Genomic DNA, 14,257 nt, shown 5'->3' with positions numbered 1-14,257 from the left:
GGCCGACCGCAGGGCGACGGATATCGTGTCGTGTACCGTGGTGTTGCAATCGCGAAGCTCTCTAGGTCATCGATTTTGCCGCATTTTCTGAGACGAACCGGTATCCGCTTCGTCGGAAAATGCTCTAGCCCGCTCCCGGATCGACCTCGTCGCCCTGCCGGTCGCCGGCATGCGCCCCGGACTTGTTGCCCTCGCCGTCGCCGTCCTGCGGCACCGCCGCGACGCCCTTCAGGTCGTCGGCGGTGATCTTGTCGTCGCGGGCCGGCTTGCGGTCCCGGTCGTCCTTGCGCTCCGCCATGCCGTGCTCCTCACCGATCCGTCTCGTCACCAATCCGTCTTGCCGCCGGTCTTCTCGGTCCGGGACCCGCCGTCCGCGACCTTCCTGCCCTCGCCGGGACCCTGCGCGGCGATCTGGTCGGAATGGCCGCCGGAGCTGCCGCCGACCGAGACCGGCGGTCGGCCGGGGGTACCGGCCGAGGACCATTCGCGCTTCAACTCGGCCTCGTCGCGGCCGCCGCCCTCCTGGCGGGTGATCGCCGCCTGCTCGGGGGTCTGGTGGCCGTCGCCGACGGCGGGCTCGCCCCGGCTGCCCACCACGTCGTCGGGCTTGCGCGTCATCGCCTCACTCCCCCTCGTCCTTGCCCACCGCGGCGGTGGCGCGGTCGATGGCTTCCTTCGCGGCGGGCGTCTGGGCTGCGGGCGTGCCGGTCGAGGGGTCGCCGATCCGGCGCAGGTTCTCCGGCGGCGTCTCGTCCTCGGTCGCCTGGCTGCCGTCGGTCGCGCCGATCGCGTCCAGACGGTTGAAGTCGGAGGCGACGCGGGCGTCGCGGGCCTGGCCCATCGGGTCGTGGGCCATGTCGCCCTGCGTGCGCTGCGGCACGCCGACGTCGAGGGGCGAATCCTGGCCCATGTCCTGCCCGTTGCGGTCGGTATAGGGGTCGAAGTCGCGCAAGCTGGGCCGCGCCTGATCCGTCTTCGCCATCGTCGTCTCCCGTTGCGGCCGATCCGTCCGTGTCGGGGACAACACCCGCCGCGGTATGAGGTTTCCGCGGGGCAGCCGCGCCATAGGGTCCGTGACAACCGCCGCGCTTGCTGGCAGGACGGCGCGACCTCCACGGAGATCCCCTGCCCGTGACCACCTCTGCCAATTCCCGCAACGCCGACCATCCGATCGACGCGCAGTTCCTCGAGCGCTGGTCGCCCCGCGCCTTCACCGGCGAGGCGGTGCCGCAGGCCGACCTGATGACGATGATCGAGGCGGCGCGCTGGGCGCCGTCGGGCTACAACTCGCAGCCCTGGCGCTTCGTCTACGCGCTTCGCGACACCCCCGCCTGGGAGACGCTGTTCGGCCTGCTCGTGCCGTTCAACCAGGGCTGGGTGAAGAATGCCGGGGCGCTGGTGTTCCTGGCCTCGAACGGGATGATGAACACCCCGGACGGCCTGAAGCCCTCCTACAGCGCCTCCTTCGATGCCGGCACGGCCTCGGCCCTGTTCCAGCTCCAGGCGGTGAGGATGGGCTGGCACGCCCACGGCATGACCGGCTTCGATCACGAGCGGGCGCCCGCGTCGCTGAGCCTGCCGCCGCATCATCGGGTCGAGGCCGCCTTCGCGGTCGGCCGCAAGGCGGATCCCGCAACCCTGCCGGAGGAGACCCGCGCCCGCGAGACCCCGAACGGCCGCCATCCCCTGTCCGACTTCACGTTCGAGGGCGGGTTCCCGCCGCGCGAGGCGTGAGCCCGACCTCCTACGACGACTGGCGCTCCGGGTTCCGCTGGCGGATCCCGGAGCGCTACAACATCGCGGTCGACGTCTGCGACCGCTGGGCCGCGGCCGATCCGGAACGCCCGGCGATCCTCGACGTGGCGCCGGACGGCCGGATCGAGACCTGGAGCTTCGCGTCCTTGCGCGAGGCCTCGAACCGCTTCGCCAACGCCCTGCGGGCCCACGGCATCCAGGCCGGCGACCGGGTGGCGGTGCTGCTGCCGCAATCCCCCGCCGTGGTGGTCGCCCACCTGGCGATCTACAAGCTCGGCGCCGTGGCGCTGCCGCTCGCCGTGGTGTTCGGGCCGGAAGGCCTGCTCCACCGCCTGGGCAATGCCGGTGCCCGCGCCGTCGTGACCCATGCCGGCGGCGTCGCCAAGCTCGGGCCCCTGCGCGACGCGCTGCCCGACCTCGCCCTCGTCGTCTCGACCGACGGCGCGGCCGATGGGGCTGTCGGCTACGCCGACCTCCTGGCGGCGGGCTCGCCGGACCTCGTCCCGGTCGAGACCTTCGCCGACGACCCGGCCCTGATGATCTACACCTCCGGCACCACCGGCCCGCCGAAGGGCGCGCTGCACGGCCACCGGGTGCTGCTCGGCCACCTGCCGGGCTTTGCCATGATGCACGACTTCATGCCGAAGGCCGGCGACCGGATGTGGACCCCGGCCGACTGGGCCTGGGCCGGCGGCCTTCTCAACGCGCTCTTGCCGAGCCTGCATCACGGCGTCGCCGTGGTGGCGCGCAAGGCGGAGAAATTCGAGCCGGAGGAGGCGTTCCGGCTGATGGCCGACCTGTCGGTCGCCAACGCCTTCGTGCCGCCGACGGCGCTCCGGATGCTGCGCACCGTCGCGGACCCGCGCGGGCGCTTCGACCTGCGCCGCTTGCGCACCCTGGCCTCGGCCGGCGAGATGCTGGGCCCGGAGACCTTCCACTGGGCCGGGGACGCGCTCGGCCTGACCATCAACGAGGCCTACGGCCAGACCGAGTGCAACCTGGTGCTGGCCTCCTGCGCGGCCTTGGGCGTGGCGCGGGCGGGCTCGACCGGGCGGCCGGTGCCGGGCCACCGGGTCGCGGTGATCCGGCCGGACGGCAGCCCGGCCGCGATCGACGAGACCGGCCAGATCGCCGTCGCCCGGCCCGACCCGGTGATGTTCCTGCGCTACTGGAACGACCCGGAGGCGACGGAGCGCAAGTTCCTCGGCGACTGGATGACCACCGGCGACCAGGGCCGGACGGACGCCGACGGCTACGTCCACTTCGTCGGGCGCGACGACGACGTCATCACCTCGTCGGGCTACCGGATCGGCCCTGGCGAGATCGAGGATTGCCTGCTGGGCCATCCCGCGGTGGCCCTCGCCGCGGCGATCGGCAAGCCCGATCCCGTCCGCACCGAGATCGTCAAGGCCTTCGTGGTCCTGCGCCCCGGGCACCGTCCCTCCGAGGCGCTCGCCGCCGAGATCCAGGCCTTCGTGCGCACGCGGCTCTCGGCCCACGAGTACCCGCGCGAGATCGCCTTCCGGCACAGCCTGCCGCTGACCACGACCGGCAAGATCATCCGGCGGGTGCTGCGCGACGAGGCGTAGGGAGCGCGCGGTCGGGTACGCGCCGTGCCGGCCGCGTTACGGCCCGGCGAAGTGCGGCGCCGCGCGCGACGCGGCGATGTCCCATTCCCGATCGGCGCGGGCCGGACGTCCGCGCCCGATGGACTATCGTCCTCAATTGAATTGTCTTCGACATAGCGTCAATTGGGAATATTATCCCGTACAGACCTGCCGAAAAACTTTGCTGCGATCCGACATTGCAACAAAACGGAGCGATCTCTTAACGACGGTCCGCCTATCGATTTCACATGACCCAGCGTCACGTACGGACTTTCGCTGCCGCGTCCTCGCGGCTTCTCGCATCCGGCCCGGCGGCCCTGCTGCCGGACCGGGCGAGCCTGCTGCTGCTCCTCGGCGGGCTCGTGCTGCCGAACGCCCTCGCGCTGGTCGCCGGCACCGTCGCGGGCGTGCCGCCGCGCACGAGCGCCATCGCGCTCTACGCCGCGCTCGCCCTGCTGGGCGGGCGGGTCCCGGGCGGCGTCCTGGCGGGGCTCGGCCTCCTGCTGGTGGGGCTCGATCTCCTGCTCACCGTCGGCCGCCTGTTCTTCCTCGATCTCGGCGCGCTGCTGCCGCTGATCCGGCTCGATCTGCTGCCGGCGCTCCTGGCCACGCCGGCCTACGCCGTCGCCGCGGCGGCGGTCGCGTCCTCCACGGCCCTCTACCTGGCCGTGCTGCTCCGCGGCGGCCCGGGAATGCGCCGGGGCAGCCGCCGCCTGTTCGCGGCGGCGGTCGCCGCGATGCTGGCCGGCGACGTCCTGGTCAACGGCTCCGCCGCCTACGATTTCGGAGCGATGGCGAGCGTCGGACGGCCGTTCGAATCGGGCGGCCTCCGGTCCGGGTTCGACGCCCTGCCCGACCAGCCGCGGCCGCCGCGCCGGATCCTCCTGGTGATGGTCGAGAGCCTGGGCGTCCTGCGCGATCCCGGCCAGCGGGCGATCCTCACCGAAGCGTTCGAGGACCCCGCCCTGCGCCGCCTCTACGCCGTCGCGACCGGGACGAGCCCCTTCTACGGCGCCACCGCGTGGGGGGAGATGCGCGAGCTGTGCGGCACCTATCGGTCCTACGAGCGGGCCTTCGCCGAGGAGGACCCGACCTGCCTGCCCGAGCGCTTCGCCGCCCGCGGCTACCGGACGGTCGCGGTGCACGGCTTCCATTCCGGCTTCTACCACCGCGCGCTCTGGTACCCCGAGGCCGGCTTCCAGACGCGGCTGTTCGCCAGGGCCCTGGCACCCCGCGTCGCCCATCGTTGCGGCGGCCCCTTCCCGGGCCCCTGCGACACCGATCTGGCGCAGGTGGTCCGCGACGAGCTGACGGCGGCGGACGACCCCACCTTCGTCTACTGGCTCACCTTGAACTCGCACGTGCCGGTGCCGCGGGGCGAGGCGACGCCGCGGCAGCGATGCGGGCAGGCCGGGAGCGCCTTCGCCGATCCGGAAGTCTGCGCCATGGTGGAGATCTGGCAGGACCTGTTCGCCGCGGTGGCGCGCCTCGCCCTCGCCCAGCCGGGGACCGAGATCCTGCTCGTCGGCGATCACGCCCCGCCGCTGTGGCGCCGGGCGGCCCGCGATGCGTTCGAGCCCGGCCGGGTGTCGTGGATCCGGCTCTCGCCGATCCCGGTCGCGACCCTGCCGTGATACCCGCGCGCCTCGGCCTCGACACGTCGATGCCGAGGCGTCCGGCGCATCAGCGCCGACGCGAGGACAGGGGAAGCCTTGCGGGCTGAGCCAGCGCCTGCGAGCGGATCCGTTCGAAGGCGCTGCGGTATGACGCGCGATCCCGGCCCGTGAACGCAACGAGGGCGGCGGGACCCTTCGGTCCCGCCGCCCTCGCGCGAATCCGTCCGGAGGGACCGGCGGTCAGAAGCTCAGCGCCACCTTGGCCTCGCGCAGCTGTGCGATCTGGCCTTCGATCTCGAGCTTGCGGTCGTAATCGTCGGTGGCGTCGTAGAGCATCTCGGCCGCCGCGATGTCGGCGTCGATGATCGCCGGGGTCAGCTCCTCGAGCGGGGTCGCGCGCTCGGCGATCACGGTCAGCGAGGTGGCGTTGATCTCGGCGAAGCCGCCGCGCACCAGCACCCGCTTGCCGTGCTGCGGGCTCTCCGTGATGACCAGCATGCCGGTCTTGAGGGTGGTGAGCACGGGCGCGTGCCCGGGCAGCACCGTCATCTCGCCCTCGGAGCCCGGCAGCTGCACGGCATCGACCGCGCCCGAATACAGGATCCGCTCGGGGCCGACGAGGTCGAACTGGAAGGTGGCCATGGGTTGGGGTCGATTCCGGTTTCGTCAGACGCGCGAAAGGGCCCGACCTGACGGCCGGGCCCGCTTTTGACGCTGCCGATCAGGCCGCGGCGGCGAGGCGCTGGGCCTTCTCCTTGGCCTCCTCGATCGAGCCGACCATGTAGAAGGCGGCCTCGGGGAGGTTGTCGTACTCGCCGTCCACCAGGCCCTTGAAGCCCTTGATGGTGTCCTCGAGAGCCACGAGCTTGCCCGGCGAGCCGGTGAAGATCTCGGCGACGTGGAACGGCTGGCTCAGGAAGCGCTCGATCTTGCGGGCGCGGGCGACGGTGAGCTTGTCCTCCTCGGACAGCTCGTCCATGCCTAAGATCGCGATGATGTCCTGGAGCGCCTTGTAGCGCTGCAGCACCTGCTGCACGCGGCGGGCGACGGTGTAGTGCTCCTCGCCGAGGATCGCCGGCGACAGCATGCGCGAGGTCGAGTCGAGCGGGTCCACCGCCGGGTAGATGCCCTTCTCGGCGATCGAGCGCGACAGCACGGTCGTGGCGTCGAGGTGGGCGAACGAGGTGGCGGGCGCCGGGTCGGTCAGGTCGTCGGCCGGCACGTAGATCGCCTGCACCGAGGTGATCGAGCCCTTGGTGGTGGTGGTGATGCGCTCCTGCAGGGCGCCCATGTCGGTGGCGAGCGTCGGCTGGTAGCCCACCGCCGAGGGAATGCGGCCGAGCAGCGCCGACACCTCGGAGCCCGCCTGCGTGAAGCGGAAGATGTTGTCGACGAAGAACAGCACGTCCTGGCCCTCGTCGCGGAAGTGCTCGGCGACGGTGAGGCCGGTGAGCGCGACGCGGGCGCGGGCGCCCGGGGGCTCGTTCATCTGGCCGTAGACCAGGGCGCACTTGGAGCCTTCCGCGGAGCCGTGCTCCTTGGGGTCCATGTTCACCTTGGACTCGATCATCTCGTGGTAGAGATCGTTGCCCTCGCGGGTCCGCTCACCGACGCCCGCGAACACCGAGTAGCCCGAGTGGGCCTTCGCGATGTTGTTGATGAGCTCCATGATGAGAACGGTCTTGCCGACGCCGGCGCCGCCGAACAGGCCGATCTTGCCGCCCTTGGCGTAGGGGGCGAGCAGGTCCACCACCTTGATGCCGGTGACGAGGATCTGCGCCTCGGTCGACTGCTCGGCGTAGGACGGGGCCGGCTGGTGGATGGCACGCAGCGACTCGGTCTTGATCTCGCCGGCCTCGTCGATCGGCTCGCCGATGACGTTCATGATGCGGCCGAGGGTGTTGGCGCCGACGGGGACGCGGATCGGCGCGCCGGTATCGGTGACCTCCTGGCCGCGGACCAGGCCCTCGGAGGTGTCCATCGCGATGCAGCGCACGGTGTTCTCGCCGAGCTGCATCGCGACCTCGAGGACGAGGCGGTTGCCGTTGTTCTTGGTCTCGAGGGCGTTCAGGATCTCGGGCAGGTGGCCCTCGAACTGCACGTCGACGACCGCGCCGATGACCTGGGTGATGCGGCCGGTCTTGTTCGAGCCGGCGCCGGGGGTGGCAGTGTTCGCCATGATGCTTATCCCTGATTGCGTGCGGTCAGAGCGCCTCGGCGCCCGAGATGATCTCGATCAGCTCCTTGGTGATCATCGCCTGGCGCGTCCGGTTGTAGATCAAGGTCTGCTTCTTGATCATCTCGCCGGCGTTGCGCGTGGCGCTGTCCATGGCGCCCATGCGCGCGCCCTGCTCGGAGGCCGCGTTCTCCAGGAGCGCCCGGAGGATCTGAACGGTGAGGTTCTTCGGGAGAAGGGCGGCGAGGATCTCGCCCTCGCCCGGCTCGTACTCGTAGACGGCGTCGGCCGAGGCGCCGGCAGCGGCGGTCTCGGTCGGGGCGATCTCCGCCGGGATGATCTGCTGCGCCGTCGGGATCTGGGCGATCACCGAGCGGAAGCGCGAGTAGAACAAGGTGGCGATGTCGAACTCGCCCGCGTCGTAGCGGCCGAGCAGGTTGCGGGCGATCCCTTCGGCGTTCTCGAAGCCGAGCTGGCGCACGCCGCGCAGCTCGATCAGCTCGACGATCTGCTCGCGGAACTCGCGGCGCAGGATGTCGTAGCCCTTCTTGCCGACGCAGATGATCTTGACCGTCTTGCCCTGCGCCGTGAGGCGACGGGCATGGTCACGGGCAAGACGCGCGATCGAGGAGTTGAACGCGCCGCACAGGCCGCGCTCCGCCGTGCAGACGAGAAGCAGGTGGGTGCGGTCCTGGCCCGTCCCGGAGAGCAGCCGGGGCGTCTCCGCCCCGGGGGTCAGGTTGGCGGCGAGATTGCCGAGCACCTGGGCCATGCGCTCGGCGTAGGGCCGGGCGCTCTCCGCCGCCGTCTGCGCCCGGCGCAGCTTGGCGGCGGCGACCATCTGCATCGCCTTGGTGATCTTCTGGGTCGCCTTCACCGAGGTGATGCGATTGCGCAGGTCCTTCAGACTCGGCATCGGAGAGTCCCTTAGCTGTCGAGCCTAAAGCTTACTGGAACGACTTGGCGAACGACTCGACCACGCCCTTCAGCTTGGCGCCGCTGTCGGCCGACAGCTCCTTCGAGGAGCGGATCGTGTCGAGCAGGTCGGCGTGCTTGGTGCGCAGGGTCGAGAGCAGGCCGTCCTCGAAGGCCCGGACCCGGTTGACCGGGACGGTGTCGAGGTAGCCGTTCACGCCGGCGTAGATCACCGCGACCTGCTCTTCCATCTTCAGCGGCGAGAATTGCGGCTGCTTCAGGAGCTCGGTCAGGCGGGCGCCGCGGTTGAGCAGCTTCTGGGTCGAGGCGTCGAGGTCAGACCCGAACTGCGCGAAGGCCGCCATCTCGCGGTACTGCGCCAGCTCGCCCTTGATCTTGCCGGCGACCGACTTCATCGCCTTGGTCTGGGCGGCGGAGCCGACGCGGGACACCGAGAGGCCGACGTTCACCGCCGGGCGCACGCCCTGGTAGAACAGGTCGGTCTCGAGGAAGATCTGGCCGTCGGTGATCGAGATCACGTTGGTCGGGATGTAGGCCGAGACGTCGTTGGCCTGGGTCTCGATGACCGGGAGCGCGGTCAGCGAGCCGTTGCCGGCGGCGTCGCCCATCTTGGCGGCGCGCTCGAGCAGGCGGGAGTGCAAGTAGAACACGTCGCCCGGATAGGCCTCGCGGCCCGGCGGGCGGCGCAGCAGCAGAGACATCTGGCGGTAGGCCACGGCCTGCTTCGACAGGTCGTCATACACGATCACGGCGTGCATGCCGTTGTCGCGGAAATACTCGCCCATGGCGCAGCCGGCGAAGGGCGCCAGGAACTGCATCGGAGCGGCGTCCGAGGCGGTGGCGGCGATGACGATGGAGTACTCCATCGCGCCGTTATCCTCGAGCACCTTCACGAACTGCGCGACGGTGGAGCGCTTCTGGCCGACCGCGACGTAGACGCAGTACAGCTTGGCCTTCTCGTCGGTGCCGGCATGGGCCGGCTTCTGGTTCAGGATGGTGTCGAGGGCCACCGCCGTCTTGCCGGTCTGGCGGTCGCCGATGATCAGCTCGCGCTGGCCGCGGCCGATCGGGATCAGGGCGTCGATCGCCTTGAGGCCGGTCGCCATCGGCTCGTGCACCGACTTGCGCGGGATGATGCCCGGGGCCTTCACGTCGACCCGGCTGCGCTTCTCGGCGACGATCGGGCCCTTGCCGTCGATCGGGTTGCCGAGCGCATCGACGACGCGGCCGAGCAGGCCCTTGCCGACCGGTACGTCCACGATGGCGCCGGTGCGCTTGACGGTCTGGCCTTCCTTGATCTCGCGGTCGGAGCCGAAGATCACGACGCCGACATTGTCCTGCTCGAGGTTCAGGGCCATGCCGCGCACGCCCGACTCGAACTCGACCATCTCGCCGGCCTGGACGTTGTCGAGGCCGTAGACGCGGGCGATGCCGTCGCCGACCGACAGCACCTGACCGACCTCGGTGACCTCGGCCTCCTGGCCGAAGTTCTTGATCTGCTCCTTCAGGATGGCGGAGATCTCGGCGGCACGGATGTCCATCTGGACCTTCCCTCGTTCGTTCGTGTCGGGCGTTGTTCTTAAGTCGGCGGGTGCGTCGGGGCCCTTAGCGGGCGCCCTGCATCGCCAGGCGAATGCTGTTCAGCTTGGTGCGCAAGGAGGCGTCGACCATGCGCGAGCCGAGCTTGACGACGATGCCGCCGATCAGGCTCGGATCGATGCGCAGATCGAGGTCGATCTCGGCCTTCGCGACGTCCTTCAGGGACGCCTTGATGTCCTGGAGCACCGCGTCGGAGGGCTGCTCGGCGAGCCGCACCTCGGCGCGGACGATGCCCTTCGATTCGCGCACCAGCTCGCGATAGGCGCGGATCATGTTCGGCAGGGCGAACAGGCGGCGGTTGGCGGCCGAGAGGCGGATGAAGTTGCCGGCCAGGCCCCCGATGCCGGCCTTGGCCAGCACCGCCTCGATCGCCTTGACCTGATCCTCGGCCGAGAAGGCCGGGCTTTGCACGAGGCGCCGCAGGTCGGCGCTCTCGGTCAGCAGGGCGTCGAACCGGTCGAGCCCCTCCGCCACCGTGTCGACCGACCGCTCGTCGCGGGCGAGCTCGAACAACGCCGAGGCGTACCGCCCGGCGACGCCCGCCAGGGGGGAACCCGATTCCGATGCGTTCTGAGCCACCAGCGCTCTCTCTTCATGTCCTGGCCCGACGGGTCCGGCCGATCGCGCCGGTCTGGAAATGAGCGGCGGTGGCGCGCGGCCCGTCGATGATGGGAAAGGCTCCGGCGCGAGAAGACAGCCCCCTCCCCCGGCGCGGCGCCGGCCTAGCATGGGTTTTCGGGGGGCGCAAGGCGAGCGCGGGCGCGCGCCAATCGCGAGGCGGGCCCTGGGCTTAATCCCATCCGGCGGCGTCCGGCGGCGAGGACCGGCCGCCCCTTCGACGATGGTCGGATTGCGCGGCCCGGCGGCGCCGTCCTCCGGGCCCCGCCCGGCGGGGCCGGGACCGCCGACGTTTCGACGTGGTTTCCCGATCGTGTCCGGGTTCAGCCGGCGCAGGCGATCTGGTCGCACTCGGCGACGTTGGAGAGCACCCGGCCGAGGCTCCTCGGCCCCGGATAGCCGAGCAGGGCCGCGGTGCCGACGACGTAGGACGGGGTGGCGTGCAGCCCGAGATTCGCGGCGAGCCGCATCTGGCTCGTCAGCGCTTCGCGCACCTCGTCGGAATCCGCCGCCTGCTCGATCGCCGCCCGGTCGTGGCCGAGGCGGGCGGCCGCCTCCAGCGCCCGCGATCCGTCGATCCGCCCCGACGTGCCGGGCCCCAGCAGCGCGGCGTAGAGCTTGGCGGTCGCCGGCGAGCCGCCGGCGCGCTGCACCGCCAGCGCCACCTTGGCGGCCTGGGCCGACTGGACCGACAGGATCGGGTTGTTGACGAGGCCGACGCGCAGGTCCGGGCTGGCCTTGACGAGGTCGTCGAGGTCGCGCGCCGCCGCCCGGCACCACGGGCAATTGTAGTCGAAGAACTCGTACAGGGTGACCGAGGCCTCCCGCGGCCCGATCCAGGTCACGCCGCGCAGCCGCCCGATCTCGGAGGCGAGCTCGCCCGGCAGGCGGGTGTTGGGGATCGGCTGGCCGTTGTCGCCGGTGACGGCGCGCCACTGGCCGTCCTCCTGCGCCGCGGCCCGGTGCGCGGCCAGGGCGGGGACGGCCGCCAGGGAGGCGGCGAGCAGGGTGCGGCGGGAGAGCGGCATGGACGGACTTCCGGGGCGACGGGCTGTCGCTACCCTTCAAGCTCTAGCTCGGCCATTTTGGCCGGATGATGGCCTCACGCGGTTTCCGCCAGAGCCGCCGCCACGGCCCCCTCCAGCGCCCGCGGCGTCACCCGCGGGGCGAAGCGGGCGATCACCCGGCCGTCGCGGCCGACCAGGAACTTGGTGAAGTTCCACTTGATCGCCCGGGTGCCGAGAAGCCCGGGCCGTTCCTGCTTGAGATGGGAAAACAGCGGCTCGGCCTTCGCCCCGTTGACCTCGACCTTGGCGAAGAGCGGGAAGGTGACGTCGTATTCGAGCGTGCAGAACCGGGCGATCTCGGCGGCGTCGCCCGGCTCCTGGGCGCCGAACTGGTTGCAGGGAAAGCCCAGCACCACGAGGCCGGCGTCGCGGTAGCGCCGCCACAGCTCTTCCAGCCCCGCGTAGTGCGGGGTGAAGCCGCAGGCCGAGGCTGTGTTGACGACGAGCAGCACCTTGCCCCGGTACTGCGCCAGCGGATGGGGGGCGCCGTCCGGGGCGGCCGGCGTGAAATCGTGGACCGTGGTCATGGCCGCCTTATGCCCGAGCCCGCCCGCGCCGTCTCCCGCCGGCGTCAGAACCGGGCCGCCACCCCGCCCATGATCGTGCGCGGCAGGCCCGGCGTCGCGTAGCGATTCTGCCACGAGCGGTCGAAGTAGCGCTCGTCGAACAGGTTGTCGACGTTGAGATACACCCGCACGTCGGGCGTGATCTTGTAGTACGAGATCAGGCTGGCGAGCGTGTAGTCCGGCAGCTTGAAGGTCGGCCGGGTCTCGCCGGCGACGCGCGAGCCGACATAGGTGATGCCGCCGCCGAGCCCGAGGCCGCGCAAGACGCCGTCCTGGAACTCGTAGACGCTCTGCACCGCAAAGCTGTTCTGCGGGATGTTGGCGAGCCGGGCGCCGACCGGCGCGGTGGTGGCCTTCGTGAGCGCGGCGTCGACGAAGGCGTAGGTGCCGATCACCCGCCAGCCCGGGGCGAGGAAGCCCGCGACCGTCATGTCGAAGCCGCGGCTCCGCGCCGCGCCGGCCGCGGCCTGGAAGCCCTGGTCGACCGGGTCGGTGACGAGCTGGTTGGTGCGCCGGATGTCGAAGAAGGCGGCGGTCGCATCCAGCCGCCCGTCGAGCAGGCTGAGCTTGACGCCGGTCTCGACGCTCTCGGCCTGCTGGAACGGGAACGGCCGGCCGGTGCGGTCGGTGCCGGGATTGGGCCGGAACGACTGGGAGTAGTTGCCGTAGATCGAGGCGATCTCGGTCACGTCGTAGACCAGGCCGATGCGCGGCGTCGCGGCGGTGCCCTGCAGCTTGGTGGTCGTGGTGCTGGGATAGCTGGTGGTGTCGAGGGCGATGTCCTCGACCCGCACGCCGAGGAGGGCGTGGAGCCGTGGCGTCAGGTCGATCTGGTCCTGGATGAAGCCGGCATAGCTCGTGGTGGTCTGCAGGAAGTTGCTGAACGGCTTGGTGGGGACCGGCAGCGGCTGCCCGTAGACCGGCGCGAACAGGTTCAGGATGAAGGGATCGGTGGCGCTGTTCGAGATGGTGGGGATGTCCTCGCGGTAGCGCAGGCGGTCGCGCTCGAGGCCGACGAGGAGGGTGTGGCGGAAGGCGCCGGTCTCGAACTTGCCCGCGAGGTTGATCTGCAGGTCGAGGTCGGCCCAGGTCAGCGCGCGCCGGTCGTAGGTCCGTCGGAGCAGGCCGTCGGCGCCGACGGAGCCGACGGCCTGGACCGCCTGGCCGGCCAAGCTGCCGGCCATGAACTGCGCACCGGCATTCAGCACCCAGTCCGCATCGAACCGGTGTTCGACGCGCAACTGGCCCAGCGCGTTGTCGTTGCGGAACGGCGGCAGGCCCGGCTCGCCGATGTAGCGGCTGCGCGGCAGCGCCCGCAGGTCGCCGCGGACCGGCACGATGCCGCGGTCGAAGATCTGGTTGGTGCTGGTGAACTCGCCCTCCAGCGTCACCGTGGTGTCGGCGCTCGGTTTCCAGGCGATGACGGGAGCGAGGTAATAGCGGTCGCCGTGGACGAAGTCGCGGAAGCTGCCGTTGTCCTCGACCGCGCCGGTGAGGCGGGCGAGCACGGTGCCGCCCTCGTCGAGGGCGCCGGTGGCGTCGAAGGTGCTGCGCTTGGCGTTGTAGCTGCCATATTGCGTGCCGATCGCCAGGGAGCGTTCGGCACTCGGCTGCTTCGTCACGATGTTGAAGGTGCCGCCCGGGTCGCCGCGGCCGTACAGGAAGGCCGAGGGGCCTTTCAGCACCTCGATCCGCTCGATCGACACGATGTCGGGCGAGTTCGGGTAGCCGCGGTTGATCGGGAAGCCGTTGCGGTAATACTCGCCGGTGGCAAAGCCCCGGATGGTGAACTCGGTGAGGCCCAAGCCGCCGAAATTGTTCGCGCGGCCGACGCCGGCGAGATCGAGCGCGGTGTCGATCCGGGTCGCCGCCGCGTCGTCGAGCACCTGCCGCGGCACCGGCACGACGGTCTGGGGCACCTCGCGCAAAGGCGTGTCGGTGCGGGTCGCGCTCACCGTGTTGCGGGCGAGGTAGCCTTCGGTCTTGAGCGGGCCGCCGCCGCCGCTGCCGGCGACCGAGATCTCGTCGAGCTGGATTTCGGGCGAGACGTCGGCGGCGGCCTGCGCCCTCGCCGCCTGCGGCGTGAGGCCGAGGCCGGGCAGGGCACAGGTCATCGACAGGGCCGCCGCCACGGCGGCGCCACCCCGGAAAGTCTTCACGATCACGGTCAGGAATCTACGCTTAAGGCTACGCTGTCCTCGCCCTACGGTACCGGACACCGAGCGTCAACACGCAGACACGTTCGGAATGAAACTCCATTTGTGGAGAAACAAATCTTCATTTGAATAAATACAGATAAAGCCTGCCACCGCGGCGC

The 14,257-nt window shown here is 70.8% G+C and carries 14 protein-coding genes; 3 read left to right on the top strand and 11 right to left on the bottom strand.

The window, feature by feature from the left end:
* Positions 1-124 precede the first annotated feature (124 nt).
* The 3 genes from A5481_RS34735 to A5481_RS24030 are packed head-to-tail and all read right to left on the bottom strand — an operon-like array spanning position 125 to position 982.
* Positions 125-298, bottom strand: a complete 174-nt coding sequence (locus A5481_RS34735) for a hypothetical protein (protein ID WP_167350019.1) — start codon at positions 296-298, stop codon at positions 125-127.
* A gap of 26 nt (positions 299-324) precedes the next feature.
* Complete coding sequence (locus A5481_RS24035; RefSeq protein ID WP_048431693.1) at positions 325-618, bottom strand: hypothetical protein; 294 nt, start codon at positions 616-618, stop codon at positions 325-327.
* Positions 619-622: 4 nt separating this feature from the next.
* Positions 623-982, bottom strand: coding sequence for a hypothetical protein (locus A5481_RS24030; protein ID WP_048431692.1), 360 nt, complete (start codon positions 980-982; stop codon positions 623-625).
* Positions 983-1,131: 149 nt separating this feature from the next.
* Here A5481_RS24030 and A5481_RS24025 point away from each other — a divergent pair, with 149 nt between their 5' ends.
* From A5481_RS24025 to A5481_RS24015, 3 genes are all read left to right on the top strand, one after another.
* The gene (locus tag A5481_RS24025; RefSeq protein ID WP_197514230.1) at positions 1,132-1,734 is read left to right on the top strand and encodes a nitroreductase family protein; all 603 of its coding nucleotides are present in this window, start codon (positions 1,132-1,134) and stop codon (positions 1,732-1,734) included.
* Complete coding sequence (locus tag A5481_RS24020) at positions 1,731-3,344, top strand: AMP-binding protein (RefSeq protein WP_048431691.1); 1,614 nt, start codon at positions 1,731-1,733, stop codon at positions 3,342-3,344. The genes A5481_RS24025 and A5481_RS24020 overlap by 4 nt, the downstream gene beginning before the upstream one ends.
* 266 nt (positions 3,345-3,610) lie before the next feature.
* Positions 3,611-4,996 (top strand): sulfatase-like hydrolase/transferase, encoded by a 1,386-nt coding sequence (locus tag A5481_RS24015; RefSeq protein WP_048431690.1) that lies wholly within the window; start codon positions 3,611-3,613, stop codon positions 4,994-4,996.
* Between the two features lie 222 nt (positions 4,997-5,218).
* Here A5481_RS24015 and atpC read toward each other — a convergent pair whose 3' ends face one another.
* The 8 genes from atpC to A5481_RS23975 form a co-directional block, all read right to left on the bottom strand.
* A complete protein-coding gene (atpC, locus tag A5481_RS24010; protein WP_048431689.1) occupies positions 5,219-5,620 on the bottom strand; it encodes an ATP synthase F1 subunit epsilon in 402 nt (133 codons plus the stop codon).
* Between the two features lie 79 nt (positions 5,621-5,699).
* Positions 5,700-7,157, bottom strand: coding sequence for a F0F1 ATP synthase subunit beta (atpD, locus tag A5481_RS24005; RefSeq protein WP_048431688.1), 1,458 nt, complete (start codon positions 7,155-7,157; stop codon positions 5,700-5,702).
* Between the two features lie 25 nt (positions 7,158-7,182).
* Complete coding sequence (locus A5481_RS24000) at positions 7,183-8,070, bottom strand: F0F1 ATP synthase subunit gamma (RefSeq protein ID WP_048431687.1); 888 nt, start codon at positions 8,068-8,070, stop codon at positions 7,183-7,185.
* A gap of 31 nt (positions 8,071-8,101) precedes the next feature.
* Positions 8,102-9,631 carry a F0F1 ATP synthase subunit alpha gene (atpA, locus tag A5481_RS23995; RefSeq protein ID WP_048431686.1) on the bottom strand — a complete coding sequence of 510 codons (1,530 nt, stop codon included), beginning with the start codon at positions 9,629-9,631 and terminating at the stop codon, positions 8,102-8,104.
* Between the two features lie 64 nt (positions 9,632-9,695).
* Positions 9,696-10,268 carry a F0F1 ATP synthase subunit delta gene (locus tag A5481_RS23990; RefSeq protein ID WP_048431685.1) on the bottom strand — a complete coding sequence of 191 codons (573 nt, stop codon included), beginning with the start codon at positions 10,266-10,268 and terminating at the stop codon, positions 9,696-9,698.
* Between the two features lie 362 nt (positions 10,269-10,630).
* Entirely contained in the window at positions 10,631-11,335 is a 705-nt protein-coding gene (locus tag A5481_RS23985; protein ID WP_048431684.1) for a DsbA family protein, read from the bottom strand.
* Between the two features lie 74 nt (positions 11,336-11,409).
* Positions 11,410-11,901, bottom strand: coding sequence for a glutathione peroxidase (locus A5481_RS23980; protein ID WP_048431683.1), 492 nt, complete (start codon positions 11,899-11,901; stop codon positions 11,410-11,412).
* Between the two features lie 44 nt (positions 11,902-11,945).
* Positions 11,946-14,054 carry a TonB-dependent siderophore receptor gene (locus A5481_RS23975; RefSeq protein WP_048431697.1) on the bottom strand — a complete coding sequence of 703 codons (2,109 nt, stop codon included), beginning with the start codon at positions 14,052-14,054 and terminating at the stop codon, positions 11,946-11,948.
* Between the last annotated feature and the right edge of the window lie 203 nt (positions 14,055-14,257).

Origin of the sequence: Methylobacterium platani, from assembly GCF_001653715.1 — a bacterium.
Taxonomy (GTDB): Bacteria; Pseudomonadota; Alphaproteobacteria; order Rhizobiales; family Beijerinckiaceae; genus Methylobacterium; species Methylobacterium platani.
Note: the sequence above shows the minus strand (reverse complement) of the source record. Positions and strands in the feature narration are given on the sequence as shown.